Raw genomic sequence first — 20,956 nt, forward strand, 5'->3', positions numbered from 1 at the left:
GCGCCCTCAGCAGGTGGAGGCCGGGACTTCGGGAAGCCAGGCCTTTTGAAAACAAATAGGATATTCAGATTTCCGAGCCCAGTTTCCGGGTCAGATCGGCCAGGTTTTCCATCAGTTGCCGGATCAGCTCCCGGGTAGGCACATCCACCAGCACACCTTCTGTATCAAAGACTTTGCAGGCGTTGGCGATCATCACTTCGGGCTGGTTGACCGGCAGCATGTCGAGCGTGATGAAGGTCTGCCGCAGGTGGTATTGCGCCCGCGCCGAACCAAACAAGCCGATGGATGCCCCCATCACCGCGACCGGTTTGCCGGTCCAGGCGCTGTCACCATAGGGGCGGGAGGCGCAATCAATGGCATTTTTCAGCACGCCGGGGACGGAGTAGTTGTATTCCGGGGTGGCGAGAACAATCGCGTCGGCAGCCCGGATCTGTTTCTTGAACTCCATCAATCGGGGAGCGGGATCTTCCTCGCTGTCCTGGTTGTACAGGGAAATACCCGCCAGATCGAAAATGTCCATACGGACACCGTCAGGAAGCAGGCTCTGCGCCGCCACCAGCGCGGCGCGGTTGTACGAGGCCCTGCGAAGGCTGCCGGGAATGCCGAGAAAACAGAGCGGTGCGTCCATCTAGGAAACCCTTGGCCGGATACTCCGGCTGCATATGACTAGCAAGAGGCGACCTTAACAACGACCGGGGGCTTCGTCTGTTCGTTCACGAACACAGGCCTGGCGGCCTCAACGTCTCAAGGGGAAATCCGGGGGCTGCTATTTATCAACCCGCAACCATCGAACCAGGGTTTCATAGAGCAAGGCCGGCTTCACCGGCTTGCTGACAAAGTCATTCATCCCCGCAGCAAAACACTGCTCCCGCACATCCGCCCAGGCGTTGGCCGTAAACACGATAATGGGAATGTGCTGCGTCAGGGGGTTGGCGCGGATGCAACGCGTGGCCTCCTGGCCGTCCATGACCGGCATCTGCAAGTCCATCAGCACCATATCCACCGGTTGATGCTTCAGCACCTCCAGGGCTTCACGGCCATCCGCCGCTATCAGTACCTTTACCCCCACCCGTTCCAGCAAGGCGGCAGCCACCTGCTGGTTAATCAGGTTGTCCTCCGCCAACAGGACACGGGCGCCCTGCAACGCATGGTATTCCGGCCTGCCAACCGTCGTGACGGGCGCAGAACCGCCCGGCTTGCTGACACCGGCGCGGGCAAGACGGGCGCTAAACCAGAACGTGCTGCCTTTCCCCGGCTCACTGCTGACCCCCACCTCGCCGCCCATCATCTGCACCAGCTGCCGGCTGATGGTGAGGCCCAGCCCGGTGCCCCCGTATTGACGGGTAGTTGAGCTGTCTGCCTGCTGGAATGGCTGGAAGATTTGGCCCAACTGCTCCGCCGTCATGCCGATGCCGTAATCCTTTACTTCAAAGCGCAACAGGCACGAATCCGCATTTGCAGAGGGCATGAATACCCGGACGTGGATCACGGAGTCATGGGAAAACTTAATGGCGTTATTGACGAAATTCAGCAAAATCTGGTTCAGGCGCAGCGGGTCGCCACGCAATTGACAGGCTACATCCCCGGCAATGTCCACATGCAGGCGCAAGCCCCGTTCGGCGGCGCTTTCGGCCGTCAGCGTCATCAGGGAATGGACCACGGTATCCAGGGTGAAATCCACATTCTCCAGCAGCAGCTTGCCGGATTCAATCTTGGAAAAGTCGAGGATGTTATCAATCAGCGCCAGCAGGTGCTGCCCGGACAGATGAATTTTTTCCACATAATCACGCTGCTGCGGATCCAGTTTGGTGCCCAGCACCAGATAGGCCATGCCAATGACGCTGTTCATCGGCGTGCGGATTTCGTGGCTCATGTTGGCCAGGAAATCGCTCTTGGCCAGGGTGGCGGTCTCAGCAATGCGGGCATGCTGCTTGGCCTCGACCAGCAGTTGGTTGATGGTTTCCAGATCGGCCGTCCGTTCACGGATACGCTGCTCCAGGGTCGCGTTCAGGCTCATGATCTTTTGCTCGGCCTGCTTCTGGGCAGTAATGTCCTGGACAGTGCCCTGCAGCCCGATAACCTCCTGGCGGTCGTTGCGCAGCGCTTCGCCCCTCGCCCGCACCCAGCGCCTGGGGCTCGTGTCACGACTCAGTTCCAGATCAATTTCATAGGACTCACCAGTCCTGAGGCATTGCTGCACGATTGCTGTCAGCCGGGCGCCGCTTTCCGGGGTGTAGTTCTTCTGGTCTTCTTCGTAGGTGGGCGGCAGTGTACCGGGCTGTTTGTCATAGATGCGGTAAAGCTCATCCGACCACCAGATGGCGTCGGAAACGGCATCCCAGCGCCAGTTGCCCAGACGGGCCACACGCTGGGCATCCCGCAGCCAGACTTCCCTGTCCTGAAGCTCGGCGGTCCGTTGCGCCACCCGCTGTTCAAGCGTGTCATTCAGCTCGCGCATGGCCTGCTCGGCCTGGGTGCGTTCAATGGCAATGCTGGCCAGATGCGCCGTCTGTTCAATGACGAGAATGTCGGCTGCCGTGGGGGTATGGGGATGGGAATGATAGATGGCAAAGGTGCCCAGCACCTTTCGTGTGGACGAGAGGATCGGCTGCGACCAGCAGGCTCCCAGCCCCGCCCTGGCCGCCAGGTCGGTATAAGGCGCCCAATACGGGTGCGTGGCGATATCACTGACAATGACACGCTCTCCGGTCACCGCCGCCGTTCCGCAGGAACCCACGCCGATACCGATTTCCAGGGTGTAGAGGGCGTCATTGTAATAATCCGGCAAGCTGGGGCCGGCGCCGGGACGGAAATGCCTGCCGGTGCTGTCCAGCAATAAAATGCTGCAAATGGCGGTAGGGCTCAGCGCTTCCATGCCGAGCACTATGGCATCCAGGATGGTCTGCAACGGTTGCCCGCCGGCCAGTAACTCCAGGGTCTGGCTGCGAAAGCGCTCGTAATGCTCGGAACGCTTGCGCTCGGTAATGTCCTTGACGGTCGTGACATACCCGGTGATGTTGCCTGCCTCATCCCTGACTTCGGACGGGCCGATCAGCGCCGGGAAACGTTCGCCATCGCGACGCATGAAGGTCAGGTCAAACGTGGCCTTCTTGCCGTCCAGCATCATTTGGAAAGCGGCCTGGATGTTGGTCAGCTCTTCCGGCGGCCAAAAGGAAAACGGCACGGTCTGGCCGATCAGTTCCTCCTCGGTCAAATCCACCATGCGGCAAAAGGCGGGGTTGGTCCTGGCAAAACGGCCGTGTTCGTCCAGCAGCACAAAGCCATCCTGCATGGAGTTGAGCAAATCGGTAATAAATCCGGTGGCGGCCTTGAGTTCCTGCTCCATGACCTCATGACTCCTGCGGGCGGACTGGTTCACTGACTGCCTTCCTGATACTTAAATCCCTATGCAATCATACACGCTAAACCACGGCCTGGCAGATAGCCGTTAACGGCAAGGCACGCTTGGGCATTAGCCTTGCTACAATGACGCCACCATCCTTCAGCCGCATCCGGAATCCCCATGTTCACCACCGCCTTCTCCCCCCGCTTCTACGAAACCGATGCCTTCGGCCACGTCAACAACACCGTCGTTACCGGCTGGTTCGAAACCGCGCGCGAACCCATCTTCCGTATTTTCACCCCCGACATGGACATCAAGGCGCTGAGCATGATCCTGGCCCGCGTCGAGGTTGATTACGTGGCGCAGATTCATTATGGCAGCGAGGTCACGGTCAACACCGGCATTGAAAAGATCGGCAACTCGTCGTTTACCGTCTGGCATGAAGCCTTCCAGAAAGGGGTTGTGGTGGCGCGGGGCAGAGCGGTGCAAGTGCACTTTGACTTCGCCGGGCAAAAGTCATCTCCTCTGCCCGAGCACCTGCGGCTGGCACTGGAACAACATCTCAGTCCGGTTTGACTCTTAACGCTTCCGGGCCAGCCAGATCAAGTGCCGGGCACCTTTGTTACCATGGGCGCGCACTGGCACCTGCTCTACCTGAAAATGCGCCTTCTTCAGACGGATGGTGAACATCGGGTCCGGTCCGGCCGACCACACCGCCAGCATGCCGCCGGGGCGTAAGGCCGACATGGCGGCATCCAGCCCCGCCGGGGAATACAACCAGTCATTCTCTTTGTGCGTCAGGCCCTGCGGACCGTTATCCACATCCAGCAGAATGGCGTCAAAGGCGGCCTGCTCCGTTTTCAGCACCTGCGCTACATCTCCGACAAACACGATGGCTCGCGGGTCCTGCAAGGGGTTGCCGGCATGTTCGCCAAGTGGCCCGCGATTCCACTCCACCACGCCGGGCACCAGTTCAGCCACCACCACTTCAGCCGCGGGGCCCAGATGCTTCAGGGCGGCTGCCAGCGTAAAGCCCATGCCCAGCCCGCCAATCAGCACGCGCGGCCGGGTGCAGCCGGCCAAACGGGTGCAGGTGATTTCAGCCAGCTTGTCTTCCGAACCGTGTGCGCGGGAATGCATGAGTTCGCCGCCGCCGGCAATCTTGATGGCAAAGTGCGGACCTTCACGAAACAGGCGCAGTTCCCCGCCGTTATTGGGAATGGCGGCAGTATCGAGAAGTTCGGGACGGTTCATGCGGACGCTCGGCCAGGCGGAAATGATGGGTGCATAGGGTACGGGTTTTCCTGCCCCAAGGGAAATAGGGGCAGGCCGTTTCTGTCCGGGTACGCTGCCGCACAGACCGTCACCCCCTCCCGTACTATTCTGGTTGCCTAATCCCACTGTTGGAGCCAGACCATGTCTGACCATGCCCTGAGAACCGGAGGGTTAGCGGCCTGCGCCCTGGCCGGGCTGTTGTTGTTTGGTTCTGCACTCGCCGATCCTTCGGAAAAATCCCGTCACAATCCGGGTGGCGACAACCGCGGCCCCGGAAAAAGCACCAGCCATGCCAGCCATCACGACCAAAAACGCAAGCCTAAGCGTGTCTATTACCCGGTTAAAGACACACGATATAACCAGGTGGTTTTCCACTTCGACGATCAGCGCCGGGGTAGTGTCCGGGAATATTACCGAACGGAATTCAGCAAGGGACATTGCCCGCCAGGCTTGCGCAAAAAGGGCAACAATTGCCTGCCCAGAGGCCTCACCCGACACTGGCAGGTAGGGCAGCCATTGCCACGGGATGTCATTTTCTACTCGGTGCCGCAGCCCGTGGTGGTGCAATTGGGCGCGCCGCCGTCCGGCCACCGTTATGTGCGCGTGGCCGGTGACATCCTGCTGATTGCCCTCGGCACCGCCATGGTGGTCGATGCCATTCAGGACATCGGCGGACAGTAGACACCTATCGCTGAGGGGCGATCCCGCCCCCCCTTGGCCACCGATTACTTCCCGATCACCACCTCGCCAATCTCCACCCGGTCGCTCGGCTGGGTCAGCCTGACCGTCAGGTATTCATCCTTCTGCTGCCTGGTGCCGAAATTGGTGCTGAGCCGTACCTGCAAGGTGGTGCCGTTGCTGACGGTTTGCGAGCGGTCGCCGAAATAGTTGGTGTGCACCACGTACTTGCCAGCCGCCGCCTTCTTCAACGAAAACTCCTCCGGTCCGAAGCCGCCGGTAAAGTCGGCGGACATGCGCCCGCCCTGCCCGGTCAGCGGATTGCCGTAATACGCCTCCTCGCCCAAGGCATCGGTCACATGCAGGTCAATGTCGGTGTTGTCGGCATCCCAGGCCAGCGTGACGCGCATCGCCACCGGCAGGTTGCGCAACAGGCGCGGGTCCATGCCACTGGTGTTAAGGTGCTTGGGGCTGGTGGCGAGAATGGCGTTCATCTCGGCCAGGGCAATCTGTTCGACATCCGGGAACCGGCCGTTCCACGGACGCGACACCACTTGCCACAGGCTGTCCACTGCTTGCTGCGGCTGACCGGCCGCCGCCTGCGCCAAGCCCAGGTCGCGCCAGGACTGAGGTTCGTTCGGGGCCAGCGCCAGCACTTTCTGCAGCACCGGTATGGCCAGCAGCGGCTGCCCGGCCTGTTGCAGGCGATAGGCCAGCACGCGCAGGATGTGGCGGTTTTCCAGATTCATTTCCGCCAGGTTGGACAGCACCCGCAACGCCAGCTCCGGCTTGCCCTTGCTGAGCAGGATATCGGCCACGTCCAGGTAGAAGGCGGTGCTGTTGCGCCATTCTGGGCGGGCTTGCAGATACAGCCCGTAGACATCCGCCGGATTGGCGGTGCGCAGGGTACGGGTGTAAGGAGCGTCGGGCTGCCAGGGCGTCAGCGTGATGCGCCCGGCGACCGGGGAGCTGTCGCCCTTGTCGCGCAAATCCATGAGCTCATCCATTTCCGCAGACGGCGCCATGGCAGCGGGCGCCGGTGACGCCGCCAGGTTGCGCGCCCCCCTTCGTTCCGAGCGGGCGGCCCCCGCCATCTGTTCCTGCACTTGCATTGGGGCATTCATGCGCCCCATGGCCGGAGCCGCCATGGCATCGTTCATTTCCGCCTTCCTCTTCGCCAGCGGCTTGGGCTGCCGGGAGAAGTCGCGCTCCCACCAGCGCACCTTGTCCTCAAAGCGGGACACTACGTTTTCCAGATGCGACCTGCGCTCCTGCTGCTGACTCTTGACGCGGTTGGCCATCAGTTGCCGGTATTCCGCCATCAGCGACTCCGGCGGCGTGATCTCGTGGTTCACATAGTCCCAGACCTGATCCAGTACAATCAGCGAGGTTTCCGGCGTCACCAGATTGAAACGACGGCCCAGGTTGCGGATCGCCTCGCGGTTGCCTTCCGGGTCGGCCTGCAAATCGGCCAGTTGCAGCACAGCCCAGCGGGTGGCGGCCAGCGCTCCTTCCGCGTTGTTGGTTAACGGAACATCCACGGTGCGGTGCTGTCCGTCGGCCTGCACCAAATCCAGTTGCAGACGACCGGTGGCGCCGTTCAGCACGCCCGCCAGCGTCAGCAGGCCGCTCTCGGGATGACGCGACAAGGCGGTAACCTGCCCCACGCCTTCCCCCGACCAGCCCGCCAGCCGTAAACGCTGCCCAGCCACGGCCGCCACCGCTTCCTCAGCCGACAGGCGCGTCAGGTCCAACAAGGCGCCGCCGCTTTTTTCCGCCAACTGCCGCAAGGCGGTGTTGTTGTTGCTGACGGCGGCGCTCACCGCAAATAAGGGCGCGCGCGACTCCGCCAACTTGCCGCCGCCGTAATTCACCAGCCCGTCACCCACCAGCAGGTTCAGCGCCGTGCCCGCCGGGGCGGACAAGGCCTCTGCCGAGGTTGCCCCGTCATAAACCACGCGGCCCAGCGCCTGCCGCAGGGCGCTCCAGTCCCCGTTCCTGATGCTGAACGTCCCGGCATGCTCGGCGGTGTCCCGCGCCAGCACCAGTTGCACTTCGGTATTACTCCAGCGCCGGAACAGTTGCTCCAGCATCGCCAGCTCACGGGCATGATTGCGCTGCTCGCCGGAACCGGAAGCATCCCACACCAGTCCGATGCGGCGCGGAACCGAACGCGGCAGCACCGCCTCGCCATCCGCCACCGGCACCTCGGCATAGAAATAGGTTTGCTGGTTGAAGTACTGCGTGGCCACCACCGGGCGGCCACTCGTCGTTTCGTCCAGCGCCACGGTGAACTCGCGGTCGGACACCAGCTTGCCCGGCGTCAGCACAGCGTTGATCACACCTTCCGAGGACGACAGCTGCAGACCGGCTGCGGCATCCAGGCCATGTACCTGCTGCACGCTGCGCCCGGCCACCTGCAGGCGCACTTCCACATCCGGCAGGGCGCCGCTGAATTGCAGCGGCAGCCGGTACAGCGCCTGGCCCCGTTGCACCGGCAAGGTCTCGACAATTTCCAGCACCACCCGCCGTGTGCCGTTGGCGGGCAACGGATACACGCGCAGCTTGTAGTTGTTGCCTTGGGTCACTTCCAGCAAGGCCGGATCAACGCGGCGACGGATGGTGTCCTCGAACACTTGCTGGCCCTTGGCCTTGTCCACCGGCACCGCGTCGCGCAGCTCGCCGTTGATGTCCAGTGCGAACCCGGCCACCGACTGGCCGTCATAGAGCGGGAATTGCAGTTCACCTTCCAGCACCTGCGGGTTGGGGTTGCGGAAGGTCATTTCGATACGGGTATAAGCTGCATGACCGGCTACCTCGCCGCGCACCATCACCCGTTCCAGCACAATCGGCGCATGCGCCCCGGCGGCCACCAGTTGCGGGCGCAGCTTACCGGGCATGGGCAGCATCTCCGTACCGGGGGCCATTTTTATCAACTTCGCATCGGCTGCCGGAGCCGCCGCTGCACGCGGTTGGGGCAATACTGAAATATCGGGACGGGTCTGGGCGAACGCCATGCTCAATGCACTGAGCGTCAGCGTGGCGTAAAGGGCGCGCTTGAGGGGTTTGGAGGTCATGGCCTGAATCCTGGCAGGTGGAAGATACAGGGGTAAACGCGGGGGGTTGGGAAAAGGGGTTAAATCCGGTTGAAAATTTTTTCAGGAATGCTTTCCCACCAGCCACCAGGTTTCCATCTCCCCCTTTCCCTTGACGTAAATGGAGCCGCGCAGCTCGCAATAGAACTGATCCTGCACCCGCTCACGGCTTTCAGCGCTGATCTGCACCCGCCCCGGCTCGCCGTGCGACTCCATACGGCTGGCGGTGTTGACGGTGTCGCCCCAGACATCATAGGTAAAGCGCATGGCGCCGATGACCCCGGCAATCACCGGCCCGGTATGCATGCCCAGCCGCAAGTCCAGCGCAATGCCGGTTTCGTGGCGGATGGCCTTCACCTCCTCCACCAAGTCCAGCGCCAGTTGCGCCATGACATGCGCGTGGTCGTGGCGCGGGTCGGGTGCGCCGGAGATGACCATGTAGGCATCGCCGATGGTCTTGATCTTCTCCGCACCGGCGGCATTCACCCGGGCGTCAAAACGGGTGAAAATCTTCTCCAGCAGCCCTACCACCACCTCCGGGTCATGCTGCGATGCCCAAGGCGTGAATCCGGCAATATCCGCAAACAACACCGTCACTTCCGGGTGATGGTCGGCAATCATGCGGTCGCGGTCGCGCAACTCCAGCGCAATCTTGCGCGGCAGCACCGCATGCAGCAGGCGGTCTGAACGTTCACGCTCCACGATCAGGTTTTGCTCGCTGCGCAACACCTCTTTCTGGAACACCGCCAGAATGATGACAATGGCTTCCAGCGCCATCACGGCATTGATCATGCGCATGGTGGACAGCATCCAGTCCGGGACGTTTTCCAGCGGCAACACCGCCTGCCCGGATACCGCCATGCTGCCCAGCAGGATCAGCATCGCTCCGCTGATAAAGGTGAAACGCGGCAGAGTCTCCTTCTGTGAATAGAGTGTTCGCGCCAGCACCGCCGCCACCAGCGCATACATGCCCACCCCCAGCGCATTGCCGGTTATCCACACCAGCACTCCGACATGGGCTTCCAGCGTCACCATCAGCCATAACCGCGCCTGTGCGTGCGCCCCCAGCGAGGCGGCCCACATGCCCATGCCATAGCAGGCCATGGCCCCCAGGTTCAGGTAGGTCAGTACCTGGCCTTCTCGAGCCAGGGTGATCAGCGTCAGCAGCACGTAAAAAGCCGAGATGACCAGGGATGCGCCCAACGAATAGCGCGCCAGCCGTTCCCGACGATGAAGGTCGTGATCCGTGGCTGTGGGCATGGGGGTCAGCAGATCCAGCCAGAAACCGCGATCCGGACGGCGCAGATAATTGCGGGGGTCGAAGGCGCAGTCGTCGTCAGGCTTTTTCATGAGGGAGTGCGGCACCGGTCGGGAGGGATTCTATCAAACAGGAAAAGCAGCGCCGGTGCAATGCAGGCTGTCACGGCAGATTATCCAGCAGTCGGTGCATCTCGGTCCGGACCACCGCATAACACTCACAAACCCGGCTTTCCAGCCCTGCACGGTTCATCACGGTAATATGGCCGCGCCGGTAGCGGATGAAGCCGGCCTGCTGCAACTTGCCGGCGGCTTCGGTAATGCCCTCGCGACGCACACCCAACATGCCGGAAATCATTTCCTGCGTCATCACCAGTTCCGGCGTGGACAGGCGGTCCAACGTCAGCAACAGCCAGCGGCACAGTTGTTGTTCAATACTGTGGTGCCGGTTACAGGCAGCGGTCTGCTGAATCTGGGTCATTAATGCCTGGGTGTAACGCAACAATATGCGCATCAGCATGCCGCCGCGCTGGAACTCCGCCAGCAACACAGTGCGCTCCAACCGGTAAGCATTTCCCGCAGTCTGCACCATTGCCGAACTGGCCGTGGTGTTGCCGCCCAGAAACAAGGACACGCCGACCATGCCCTCGCAACCCACTCCGGACGCCTCCGCCGAAGCCCCTGACTCCATTACATAGTGCAGAGAGACAATGGCCGTGGTTGGAAAATAGGCATAAGTCAATTGCCCGCCTGGCTCATAAAGCATGGCGCCCAGACGCAACGACGTCAGTTCCAGATGCGGAGCCAGACGCTGCCACGCCTCGTCATCCAGTGCGGCAAGCAGGCGGTTTGCGGTTAGGTGTTGTGGTGACTGCATGTCCGGTCCTACCCCCAGCAAGCTTGACCGCTTACTTTTCCGTGAATTCCACACCAATGCCGCGATAGCCAATGTACCGGAAGGCATGATCAAACATCGGCTCACCGCTGACCCGGAACTGCCGCTGTGTGCCGTCCGGCGCCTTCCGGGTGAACACGAAGTCCAGAAACGGCTGCCGCGCGTCAATCGTGGCCCGTAACCGCGCTCGTTCAGCCTCATTCCAGCCAGTAAGCAGGTGATCGCCATGATCATCCACAGCAAAGGAATCCACCTGAATGCCCAGCATCTCCAGCACCGGGCCGGACACTTTGGAGAATTGCCCGTGCTCATCCTGCTCCCAGTACCAGTCCGACGCCAGTTCAGTCAGGCTGCGGTACCGGGCCTCACTTTCGCGCAGTTCGGCAGTGCGCTCCTCCACTTTCTGCTCCAGCAGCCGACTGTACTCTTCCAGTTTTTTGTAGAGCAGCCGCACTTCCAGCATGTTGTGGATGCGCATGCGTACTTCCACCAGATCAAAGGGTTTGCTGATGAAGTCCTTGGCGCCTGCCTGCAGGGCGCGCAACTTGTGACCAGGCTGTGCGGTCAGCACGATCACTGGCAGATAACCGTCCGCCGCATTGGTCTTCAGGCCCTCCATGACCTGAAAGCCGTCCATGACCGGCATTTGCAGATCCAGCAGGATCAGGTCATAGGCATTCCGCCGGTGCAGCGCGCAAACCTCGGCCGGATTTTCGGTGGATGTCAGGTGCAGATAACCGCTCTCGCTCAACACCTGTTGCAGCAGTTCAATATTTGACGCCTGATCATCCACAATCAGGATGCGGGCATTCAGGATTTCTCCGGGACTGATCATAGGTTCTTTTCCTCAAAAGCCAGGCGATCAGCGTAGGCCACTTCAAAGGCCACATCCAGGGCCTCCAGGAACTCAGCAACCTTGATCGGTTTGGTCAAATAGCGGAAGAATCCTGCTTCCAGCCCCTTCTCAATATCATGCCTCATGGCGTTGGCGCTCAGCGCCAGCACGGGAATATGGCGGGTCAACGGGTCCGTCGCCAGCAGGCGGCGCGCTTGGTAACCATTGATGCCGGGCAGGTTGATATCCATCAGGATCACATCAGGGCGGTGGATGCGGGCCATGTCCATGCCGCCCTGCCCGTCCACCGCGCTAAGGAGGCGGATATGCGGACGCCGGGTCATGATTTCCTCGACCAGCAGGCGGTTGGCCGGATTATCCTCGACATACAGCATTGTCAGCTGCGCCGCTGAACGGGCCGTGACTTCAACAGCCGCCGGCGCCTGAGCCGCCGGAGCGATAGCCCGGGGGACATCCGTCAGCATCAGTTCGATGCGGAACTCACTGCCCTGACCCACATCGCTTTCCACCCCGATGCGGCCTCCCATCAGCTCCATCAGGCGCTTGCTGACCACCAGACCGATACCAGTGCCTTCCTCGGCGCCGCCCTCCTGCCCCAGCCGGTTGAAGGGCTGAAACAACTGCTCCAGTTTTTCCGGCGCAAGCCCCAAGCCGGTGTCCCGGACACAGACAAAAATATGACCCTCTGCCCCGGCAGCGCAGGAAACCACCACGCTGCCTTCCGGCGTGTTGTACTTGATGGCGTTGGACAACAGGTTGACCAGCACCTGCTTCAACCTTGTCCGGTCAGCCCTTACATAAAACGGCAAGTTAAACCGGGGGAAGGTCAGGCGGATGCCCCGTTGTTGCGCCATGGGCTCCACCATGGCCCGGCATTCCTGCATCACCTCAGCCAGTGACAACGGCTCCAGGGACATTGACAACTTGCCGGACTCAATCAGGGCCAGATCGAGAATCTCATTGACCAGTTCCAGCAAATACCAGCCCGCCTTGAGTATCTGGTCCAGATTGCGGCGCTGGTTAGCCGTGGGCTCAGGTGAGCCGGACTCCAGCAACTGCGTGAAACCGAGAATGGCGCTGAGCGGCGTGCGCAGCTCATGGCTCATGCTGGACAGAAAGTCGGATTTGGCGAGGTTGGCTTTGTCCGCCAGCAGCCTGGCGTTTTGCAGTTCGGTATTCTTGCTCTTCAACAAGTCATCCAGCCGCATCCGCTCGGTAATATCGTGCAGCACCATGTGCTGCTCGCCATCTTCCGCATTATCTCCGGCGGCCACCGTAACCAGATGCACCCAGGCATGACCGCCATGACGCCGGTTCAAGCGCAGTTCACAGGCATGGGGCTCGCCGGGGGCAAAGAACTGCTTGCGGTACAGGTAATAGATATCCTGGTGCGACTTGTCGATGAAGCGGCTGAAGCGCTCACCCGCCAAATCGGCGCGAGTTTCACCCATCAGGGCGGCGGCAGCGATATTGGCCTCCACAATCCGGCCTTCCCCGCTGACCGTGCAGTAACCCACCGGAGCCAGATCGTAGAGATCAAAATACCGAGACCGTGCGGCATCCAGCAACAACTGGGTGTGCCGCAACTCTTCGTTTTGCATTTCCAGTTCAATCTGGTGCACCTGCAAGGTGTACAAGGCCTTGCGCATGGCTTCCGGCGACAGTTGTTCAGAACTGACTATCAGCAGCGCCTCCTTTTCCAGCAACCGCGCCTCCGCCTGCACACGCAACGCCAAGGCCGGGTCATTACCGGCGGGAGGCTCTTCCTGTTTCAGATTAAGATCGGTCATCCGGCGTCTCCTTCTTGGGGCTGTGGCTGCCATCCTTGGCCCGCTCCGTAGTGGCAATGGCGTACATTTGCCCGGCGGCATTGAACAGCGCGGTGGATGTCTGTGAAATATCAACCAGCGTCCCGTCTTTCGCCAGCCGCCGGGTCTGGAACGGCTCCAGCGTTTCCGCCTGACTCAGCAGCAAAGCGCGGGACAGGGATTTCTCCTTCTGATCCGGGGGAGTCCGGTCCCGTTCATTCATCTGCAAAGCTTCTGCTTCAGTCCAGCCATAGAGGCGCTCCGCACCCGGATTCCAGGCAATGATGCGCCCGCTCAGGTCCTGCACGGTAATGGCGTCATAGGCGTCGCGCACCACCACCGCCAGCCGCAACAGGTCGTTGGCCTTGTGCAGCGCCTCGCGGGTGCGCACCATTTCGGAAATGTCCACAAACGTAATCACCACGCCTTCAATCACGTTATCCAGCGTGCGGTACGGCAGTATCCGCATCGTATAAATCTTGCCTTCTGTGGTCTGTACATCAATTTCCTTGAGGATCAGAGTGCTCAGCACCGTCTGCGCATCACTCACCAGACTGTCATAACCCTTCAGGTTGGAAACGATATGACCTACCGGCCGGCCCACATCGCTCAGGATGAGATTGATGATCTGGGTGGCGGCAGGGGTGAAACGCAGGATTCGCAGGTTGTGGTCCACAAAAATGGTGCCTATGCCGGTGCCCGCCAGCAGGTTGTTCATATCATTGTTGGCGCGCGACAGATCCGCCACCTTGGTCTGCAATTCGGTATTGACGGTGGTCAGTTCCTCATTGATGGACTGCAACTCTTCCTTGGAGGTTTCCAGCTCCTCATTGGTGGACTGCAATTCCTCGTTGACAGACTGCATTTCCTCGTTCGACGACTTCAACTCCTCGTTGGCCGTTTCCAGCTCCTCATTGGCGGCCTGCAGGTATTCCTCCTTGGCCTGCAACTCGGCATTAAGTTCTGCAATCATGGCACCCGCGTCAGCGCCGCGACCGTCGTCAACCGTTCCCGCCGGCAAACCCGCAGCGCTTCCGGCAGCGGGTTCCGGCACCTCGTCCAGAATCACCAGAAACAAGTCGGACTCGAAAGCCGGGGATGGCCCCGTGACCACCGGACAGACGCTCAGATTGACCAGGCTGAAATGGCCGTTGGTCTTGACGCGCAGGCTCTCCACACGGATGCGTTCCTTGCCGGCGACTGCCTTGCGTAAAACGGTCGTCAATTCGCGTCGAAGACCTTCGCGCGCCATTTTCAGGATATTGTTGATGCCCGCCTCGCCGGGCGTCGGCTCCAGATACATGCCGGTGCGGCCGTACAGATAAAGAATATCCCCCTGGCTGTTGACCAACGCCCCGGCCGGAGCCAACTGCTCCACCAAGGTCCGTTCCACCAGTTCCCGCAATGACGGTTTGACCGGCTGTACAGCCTTGCCCGGTGAAGATGACGGCAGTGTCAGGTCCCGCATGTGCTCGTGGGTCATGAACCGGCCCAGCGCCGCCCGCTGCGCGCCCTGAAAATCTTCCTTGCGCTGGAATACCTTGGATTTTCGGTCCAGCACGGCAAAGAGATCGCCGCATTCGCCCACCGTCTCGGACGACCCCAGGAACAGCACTCCACCAGCGCTCAGCGCGTAATGAAACAGGGCTATCAGCTTCCGCTGCAAATCCGTGTCCAGATAAATCAAAAGATTACGGCAGGTGATCAGGTCCAGCCGGGAAAAGGGAGGATTCTTGATCACGTCATGCTCGGAAAAAACCAGCATGTCGCGGATTTCCTTGTGCACCCGATAAGCGCAGCCATCCGCTTCGGGGGTGAAAAATCGCGCCAGCCGCTCCGGCGTAATATCGGCGCTGATACCCGCCAGATAAACTCCGGCGCGAGCCGCACCAATGGCGCGGCTGTCCATGTCCGTCGCAAAAATCTGCACCCGGTTATTCTGCTTCAGTCGCTCCAGGCTTTCTTTCAGCAAAATGGCCAGGCTGTAGGCCTCCTCCCCGGTGGAGCAACCGCAACACCAGACGCGGATTACCTCCCCGGCGGACTTGCCCTTGATGATTTTGGCCAACGCTTGCGCTTCCAGCGCCTGAAAAGCATCAGGATCGCGGAAAAAGCTGGTGACACCGATCAGCAAGTCGTGAAACAAAGCATCCACTTCAACCGGCGTTTGCTGCAGAAGCTTGACGTAACCCTCCAGGGTTTCAACCTGGTGAACCGCCATGCGCCTTTCAATGCGACGTAAAATGGTGCTGGGCTTGTATTGGGAGAAATCGTGTCCGGTGCAGTTCCGCAACAACACAAAGACTTTTTTCAAGGCGCCTTCGTGCTGTATTCCCGCCCCGCGTGCAGGCCGGTGGGGTTTGCTGAAGGCGTGCGCCACATAAGCCATCAGTTGTGCGGGCATGTCGGCTGGGGCCAGCTCAAAATCCACGGTGCCGGTGGCCAGGGCGCTACGGGGCATGCCGTCAAAGGCGCTGGACTCCGGGGTCTGTACCATGACCATGCCGCCTTCGCCCTTGATGGCCCGCAATCCCTGCGAGCCGTCGCTGCCGGTGCCGGAAAGGACAATACCAATGGCCCGCTCCCGCTGGTCCTCCGCCAGTGACCTGAAAAGGAAGTCGATGGGCTGCCGGTGCCCGCGCGGCTCGGCTGGCTCCAGCAATTGCAGGGTGCCGTTCAGGAACGCCATGTCACGGTTGGGGGGAATGATATAGGCACAATTGACCTGCACCGTCATGCCGTCCACCACCTCGTAAACCGTCATCCGGGTACAGCGCTGCATCAACTCGGCCAGAATGCTCTGATGATCCGGCGCCAGGTGCTGCACCAGTACAAAGGCCATGCCGGGGGCGCGGTCGGTCGGCATTCCGGCAAAAAAAGCCTCAAAAGCCGCCAAGCCTCCTGCTGATGCACCGATGCCCACGATTGGGAACCCGGTGCTGATGCGGTCAACCGGCACGCGCGGCGGGGGTTGGCCGGGATCACCGGCAACAGGCTTGACGGGGGATGCAGCGGCTTCTTTGCCTGAGGTCAAGATGTTCTCCGATAACAATGGTTGGCCTGCTGACCATTCAAGTGGCAACCAGTGTAGTCCTTCCGGTGCATCAGAAACGGGAAGCGTAAAAATATGACTGTCAAACTGGAATATTGCGGCGTTGAAGCGGGGATTTTCGCTGCAGGAGCGTCCATGGCGGGCAACCGGGGCTAAGGCCACCCGCCTTTTCGCTTACCGGTTGGTTCCGGATTCAACGGTTTACTGCGGTGTGGGCGGTACGATAATGACGGTATCGCCACCTGTCTTGCCGGTTTTACCGGTATCACCTGTGGCGCCCTGCTCACCCGTTTCCCCTTGGGCGCCTGTATAGCCGGTTTGTCCGCTGGCGCCCTGCTTGCCGGTATAGCCGGTATCACCCTGACTGCCCTGGAAGCCGGTCGCCCCTTGGCTGCCTTGATTGCCTTGCGCTCCGGTTTCACCTGGTGGGCCGGGAGGACCGGGAATGGCGGCAGGAACCACTACGGTGGTTTCGGCGGGAGGACGATTACATGCTGCCAAGGCAAGAGCCATCACCAGGACGGCCAGCGGCGTTGAATACTTCATGTCTGCACCTGTTTTGAGAAGCGGTGGAAAAAACCGCACGGTGCATTGTGAGCGCAAAGGATGAGTCGCTCTGTTCGGTGGGGCACACAGCATGCCGGGCATTGGCGCAGATGCTGATTCCCTGCCCCGTTTAATGGCCCGAATGATCCCCCCGCGGAATTTCACCCGGCAAATGCATCACCAACTCGTATCCGGCGGGATTGGAAATCAAAAGCCGGGCCAACTCCGCAGTCATCACCGGCAATGCCGTGAAATGGGTCTTGCCCTCCACCAGCACGCAGTGCAGCCGGGTATTGCGGGTCTCACGACACAACTCCCGTGCGTCATTGGCATTGCCCGGATAGTCCTTGCCTTCAATCACAAAGGTGGGTTTGGTAATACCGTCCAGCCAATGCACCGGTGAGCGCAGGCTTCGCTCCTTGCGGTCAAGATTGGCGAAATTGACCGGAATGAGTTGTCCATAATTCTCAATGTCGGCGACCGGTCCGAAAGCAAAAACCGCCCGGAAGCGTGCGCTGGCCTCGGACGTGAGCAGGGCCAAGGTGCCGCCGGTGCTGTGTCCGCCCAGATAGATACGGTCCGGGTCCACATACGGCAATTCGGCAAGGCGATCGGCAGCGGCCAGCACATCATCCACCTCACCCAGAAAGAATTCCTTGGCGCCGGGATTGCGGTTGCCGCCGCGCAGGGTGGGGAACATCATGATGAACCCGGCGTCGCGAAAGCCGCTGGCCGTCTGGTCACTGCCGTTCTGCGGTTCCCAGAAGTTGTCGAGGGTGCTGGTGTCGCCGCCGGTGAGCCAGATAATGGCCGGATGTCGTTTGTTGTCGTTCGGGTTTGGCGTGACAAAAGCCGCCAACTGCTGCTGGTTGCTGGTGTAATCAGCGCGGACAAACAGGTTGGACGGCGGATTCGGTAGTATCGGGTGATCGCCCTCCGTCACCGCAATGGCCGTATAGAAACCCGCCCGGGCTTGGGAGAGGGTTTCCTTAGGTTCGGAGGCTGCCTTTTCCTGATCCGCCTGCTGTCGTTCGGTCAGTTCCCGGCGCTTTTTGTCGTTTTCCTGAATGCGGCGGGTGATTTCGGCGTAAGTGCGCTTGTCGATGCAGCGATGCTCGCGGTCAATCTCATAGCCTTGGTCAACGGCATCTGCCAGCGCTTCTGGGGTCAGCAGTGGCGGACCGGCGCAGAATGCCGGGTCATAAGGGTTCTTGGGCTCATGAGTGCTGGTCAGGAAGACCACGCCGGCGCCGACCATGGCGGCTATCGAGTACACGAACAGCTTGTTCATTCTGGCTCCCTGGCTTCAATGGCCATGTTTTGGCTGGCGTCTATGGAGAGGATAAAATAGCTGACGTTGTTGTCGCGTTGTAGTAAAAATTAACGAAATACCGCTCCCTGGATTTCCGATTGGGGGCAGGTCACAAGCCCAACAGCCCTGGAAGGAGTGTCTCTCACATGGCCAAACGTAGTGTTACCGGTTTCAGCCTTCAGGATCTGGGCGATTATTTGGGAGCCGTGTGTATTTTACCCGGGCTGCTTGTCGCCGAGGTTCGGGCCAAGGCGAAGGGTTGGCGAGTCGACACGGAATGGTCCTTCTCGGATCCGAAGAAGATTGAAGAACGATTCGTTCGGGGGACAAAAACTTATTATCGGTATGCGGGTAAAACGTGGATTATCAAGGATTCTAATACCCGCTGAACCTCTGATTGGCCGTCAACGTAGGGCAAGTTTCTTCCTTGACACATACGCTGGCACGGGAATTGTGCCCAACTCATAAATCCGGCGTACTTTTACTGCGTGCTCTTCCCCTACGTTTTCTTAATATAATCAACAGTCGCCGCAATAACCAGCATATCAAACGCAAACCAGACCGGGATCACGCCAACCAGAATAACCCCCGTATAACCAAATGAATAACCGTAACCAACGATGATGGCGGCAACCACAGACAACATGAAACCCAACGCGGGGTACATATCCAGTAGTTTCTGTGACTTACCCTGCACAAACATGAACAATTCCAACGGAGGCGTCGTGTCGATCGCCGACCTCATGCGGCGGAGCGTATACCAGACCTGGCAATAAAAGGCTGCCATAAAAAGCACTGACACCGAAGCAAATCGCAAGACATAATCCAGCCTTTTCAGCCAGAGTGCCACGGAATAAACCACAACAGCCAGAATGACGGAAAAGGCATACTTGTTAATCATGTTCATCAAAAAGCCCTCTGGCTCACCACAAACTTCAACTCGGCCGCACAGTCCAGATAACAAATGAAGCACATTGTTCTAGCCCGCATCATAAATCCGGCGCAATATTATTGCGCCCTACGTTGGCTTTTTCAGTCAAGTATTAATATACTTTCTACAAACGACTTGGACTTCGCTCTTTTCAACCTAGCCTGTTCGCAAGAAAAAAGAGCCTCTCGCAATAAAGAATAAAAAACATCTTTTGACATCCTATTATCTGCAGGAAAATCTATTGACTCCACTGAAAATCGGTATATTAATCCCCCCGCCCCTCCGTATCCCCTTCCCCATCTCAGCTGAATTTTATAGACCGAAGAATCCACTAGAAGAATATAATTATTAGGAGGCGCACCGGTGCTCTCTGGCATCTCTCCTCGGCCACCTAACTCAAAAAAATCAATACCACGCTCCTCATCGAAAAACCAACCTTGTGGAGTAACCAGCGGTATTTTCCCGCTTACACCCAGCAGCCTTCTATATCTTGGGAAATCGCTATTTTCATAAAATATTCTTTCAACAAACGGCATAACTCACCCTAAGTCTCGTAGGATAATGGTATGGCCGTCATTATGTGTGAGCCTGGCATTAACGAACTCAGTCGAAGCGAGAAAGAAAGAAAGGGGCCATACCATCATCTTACTTTTTTAAATTCATTTTTCGAAAACGGAAAAGAAAAGGGGCGTCTTCGCGCCCCTCCCCTTTCACCTCACTCCCACGACTTCTTCAAAATCGCCAACGCCTCTTCATAATCCGTCTCCTTCGGATTGAAGATAATCGACCCATCATTAATCGTCAGCTCCGCCACATGCTCCAGCTGATCCAGCGAAACCTTACCGGTCTCCTTCAGCGTACGCGGCAGCTTGCAACGCGAATACAACTCATCACGCATCGACTTGATATGCGCAATCGCCTTCAACGCCCGCTGTGCCTTCGGCGTCGCCGCATACACATCGGCCCCGGCCAACGGCAGCAACAACTCACCAATACGATCCGCACTGGTTTCCAGGTTGTATTCCAGCACATACGGCAGGAACAGGCTCATGCACAGACCATGCGGCAAATGGCACACCGCGCCCAGCGAATGACCCAGCGCATGCACCAGACCCACCATCGAATTCGAGAACGCCGCCCCAGCCATGGTCGAGGCCTGCGCCAGCTCCAGACGACCTTCCGCATCCTTCGGATCTTCCATCACCTTCATCAGGTTCTGGCTGATCTTGCTGATGGCAGCGGTAGCGTAGGCATCGCTCATCGGGTTGTGGGCCATGCAGGTGAAGGCTTCCACCGCATGCGTCAGCGCATCCATACCGGTCATGGCAGTGATGTGCGGCGGCAGCGTAATGGTCATGCGCGAATCCAGCACGGCGGCATTCGGCATCAGGAAGTAGGAGGTGAACGGCATCTTCACGCCCTTTTCCTTGTCGGCAATCACCGCCACCAAGGTCACTTCCGAACCGGTGCCGGAAGTGGTCGGAACCACGAAGAACGGCTTCAGCGGACGCTTCAGGTTGTGCGCGCCCATGTACTTCATCAGGTCGTCGCCGCCTTCGGTGACGAGGATGTTGACGCCCTTGGAGGTGTCGATCACGGAGCCGCCGCCGATGGCGATGATGGCGTCACAGTTGTTGGCGCGGAACATCGTGGCGGCGTCGCGCACGGTGGTCAGGCTGCTGTCGGGCGGCACGTCGTCATAAATGGCGGCAATGACGGACTCGGCGCCTTCAAAGGCGGCTTCGACGTGGGCCAGCAAACCGGCGCCGCGCACGCCCTTGTCGGTGATGATCATGGGACGCTTGGCTTGCAGCGTCGACAGCTCGAACGGGATGTGTTCCAGCGCCATGTGACCGGCGACGATTTTGACGGGACAAAAGAATTCGTAGTAAGGCTTGGCCATGGTGC

At 59.6% G+C, this 20,956-nt stretch carries 17 protein-coding genes; 3 read left to right on the forward strand and 14 right to left on the reverse strand.

The genetic code is table 11. The features are described 5' to 3' along the window. Positions 1-64: 64 nt before the first annotated feature. Both Q7T36_RS13055 and Q7T36_RS13060 read right to left on the reverse strand, forming a co-directional pair. Positions 65-628, reverse strand: a complete 564-nt coding sequence (locus Q7T36_RS13055) for an NADPH-dependent FMN reductase (RefSeq protein ID WP_304849214.1) — start codon at positions 626-628, stop codon at positions 65-67. Between the two features lie 138 nt (positions 629-766). Beyond that, positions 767-3,346 carry a PAS domain S-box protein gene (locus Q7T36_RS13060; RefSeq protein ID WP_304849217.1) on the reverse strand — a complete coding sequence of 860 codons (2,580 nt, stop codon included), beginning with the start codon at positions 3,344-3,346 and terminating at the stop codon, positions 767-769. Between the two features lie 177 nt (positions 3,347-3,523). Between Q7T36_RS13060 and Q7T36_RS13065 the strand changes: the two genes are divergently transcribed. After that, positions 3,524-3,919 carry a thioesterase family protein gene (locus Q7T36_RS13065; RefSeq protein ID WP_304849219.1) on the forward strand — a complete coding sequence of 132 codons (396 nt, stop codon included), beginning with the start codon at positions 3,524-3,526 and terminating at the stop codon, positions 3,917-3,919. 3 nt (positions 3,920-3,922) lie between these two features. Here Q7T36_RS13065 and Q7T36_RS13070 read toward each other — a convergent pair whose 3' ends face one another. Beyond that, complete coding sequence (locus Q7T36_RS13070) at positions 3,923-4,597, reverse strand: spermidine synthase (RefSeq protein WP_304849222.1); 675 nt, start codon at positions 4,595-4,597, stop codon at positions 3,923-3,925. A gap of 162 nt (positions 4,598-4,759) precedes the next feature. Between Q7T36_RS13070 and Q7T36_RS13075 the strand changes: the two genes are divergently transcribed. After that, positions 4,760-5,299 (forward strand): RcnB family protein, encoded by a 540-nt coding sequence (locus tag Q7T36_RS13075; RefSeq protein ID WP_304849224.1) that lies wholly within the window; start codon positions 4,760-4,762, stop codon positions 5,297-5,299. A gap of 44 nt (positions 5,300-5,343) precedes the next feature. On the opposite strand, the gene Q7T36_RS13080 is transcribed toward Q7T36_RS13075, so the two are convergent. From Q7T36_RS13080 to Q7T36_RS13115, 8 genes are all read right to left on the reverse strand, one after another. After that, complete coding sequence (locus Q7T36_RS13080; protein ID WP_304849227.1) at positions 5,344-8,373, reverse strand: VIT domain-containing protein; 3,030 nt, start codon at positions 8,371-8,373, stop codon at positions 5,344-5,346. 81 nt (positions 8,374-8,454) lie between these two features. Beyond that, entirely contained in the window at positions 8,455-9,741 is a 1,287-nt protein-coding gene (locus Q7T36_RS13085) for an adenylate/guanylate cyclase domain-containing protein (protein WP_304849230.1), read from the reverse strand. Positions 9,742-9,811: 70 nt separating this feature from the next. Then, entirely contained in the window at positions 9,812-10,525 is a 714-nt protein-coding gene (locus tag Q7T36_RS13090) for a Crp/Fnr family transcriptional regulator (RefSeq protein ID WP_304849232.1), read from the reverse strand. Positions 10,526-10,556: 31 nt separating this feature from the next. Next, a complete protein-coding gene (locus Q7T36_RS13095; protein ID WP_304849235.1) occupies positions 10,557-11,378 on the reverse strand; it encodes a response regulator in 822 nt (273 codons plus the stop codon). Next, complete coding sequence (locus Q7T36_RS13100) at positions 11,375-13,189, reverse strand: PAS domain-containing hybrid sensor histidine kinase/response regulator (protein WP_304849238.1); 1,815 nt, start codon at positions 13,187-13,189, stop codon at positions 11,375-11,377. The genes Q7T36_RS13095 and Q7T36_RS13100 overlap by 4 nt, the downstream gene beginning before the upstream one ends. Then, the gene (locus Q7T36_RS13105; RefSeq protein ID WP_304849241.1) at positions 13,176-16,241 is read right to left on the reverse strand and encodes a chemotaxis protein CheB; all 3,066 of its coding nucleotides are present in this window, start codon (positions 16,239-16,241) and stop codon (positions 13,176-13,178) included. The genes Q7T36_RS13100 and Q7T36_RS13105 overlap by 14 nt, the downstream gene beginning before the upstream one ends. A 219-nt stretch (positions 16,242-16,460) precedes the next feature. Further along, positions 16,461-16,805: a hypothetical protein gene (locus Q7T36_RS13110; protein ID WP_304849244.1), complete on the reverse strand. Its 345-nt coding sequence runs from the start codon at positions 16,803-16,805 to the stop codon at positions 16,461-16,463. Positions 16,806-16,935: 130 nt separating this feature from the next. Next, a complete protein-coding gene (locus Q7T36_RS13115; protein WP_304849247.1) occupies positions 16,936-18,096 on the reverse strand; it encodes a S9 family peptidase in 1,161 nt (386 codons plus the stop codon). A gap of 167 nt (positions 18,097-18,263) precedes the next feature. On the opposite strand from Q7T36_RS13115, the gene Q7T36_RS13120 reads away from it, so the two are divergent. Beyond that, positions 18,264-18,506, forward strand: a complete 243-nt coding sequence (locus tag Q7T36_RS13120; protein ID WP_304849250.1) for a hypothetical protein — start codon at positions 18,264-18,266, stop codon at positions 18,504-18,506. A gap of 110 nt (positions 18,507-18,616) precedes the next feature. Here Q7T36_RS13120 and Q7T36_RS13125 read toward each other — a convergent pair whose 3' ends face one another. The 3 genes from Q7T36_RS13125 to Q7T36_RS13135 all read right to left on the reverse strand — a co-directional run bounded on the left by Q7T36_RS13125 (position 18,617) and on the right by Q7T36_RS13135 (position 20,951). Further along, positions 18,617-19,024 carry a hypothetical protein gene (locus Q7T36_RS13125; protein ID WP_304849254.1) on the reverse strand — a complete coding sequence of 136 codons (408 nt, stop codon included), beginning with the start codon at positions 19,022-19,024 and terminating at the stop codon, positions 18,617-18,619. A gap of 125 nt (positions 19,025-19,149) precedes the next feature. Further along, entirely contained in the window at positions 19,150-19,584 is a 435-nt protein-coding gene (locus Q7T36_RS13130) for a hypothetical protein (protein WP_304849257.1), read from the reverse strand. Positions 19,585-19,763: 179 nt separating this feature from the next. Continuing rightward, complete coding sequence (locus Q7T36_RS13135; protein WP_304849260.1) at positions 19,764-20,951, reverse strand: iron-containing alcohol dehydrogenase; 1,188 nt, start codon at positions 20,949-20,951, stop codon at positions 19,764-19,766. Positions 20,952-20,956: the final 5 nt, after the last annotated feature.

It is taken from the genome of Fluviicoccus sp., from assembly GCF_030646115.1.
Taxonomy (GTDB): Bacteria; Pseudomonadota; Gammaproteobacteria; order Pseudomonadales; family Moraxellaceae; genus Fluviicoccus.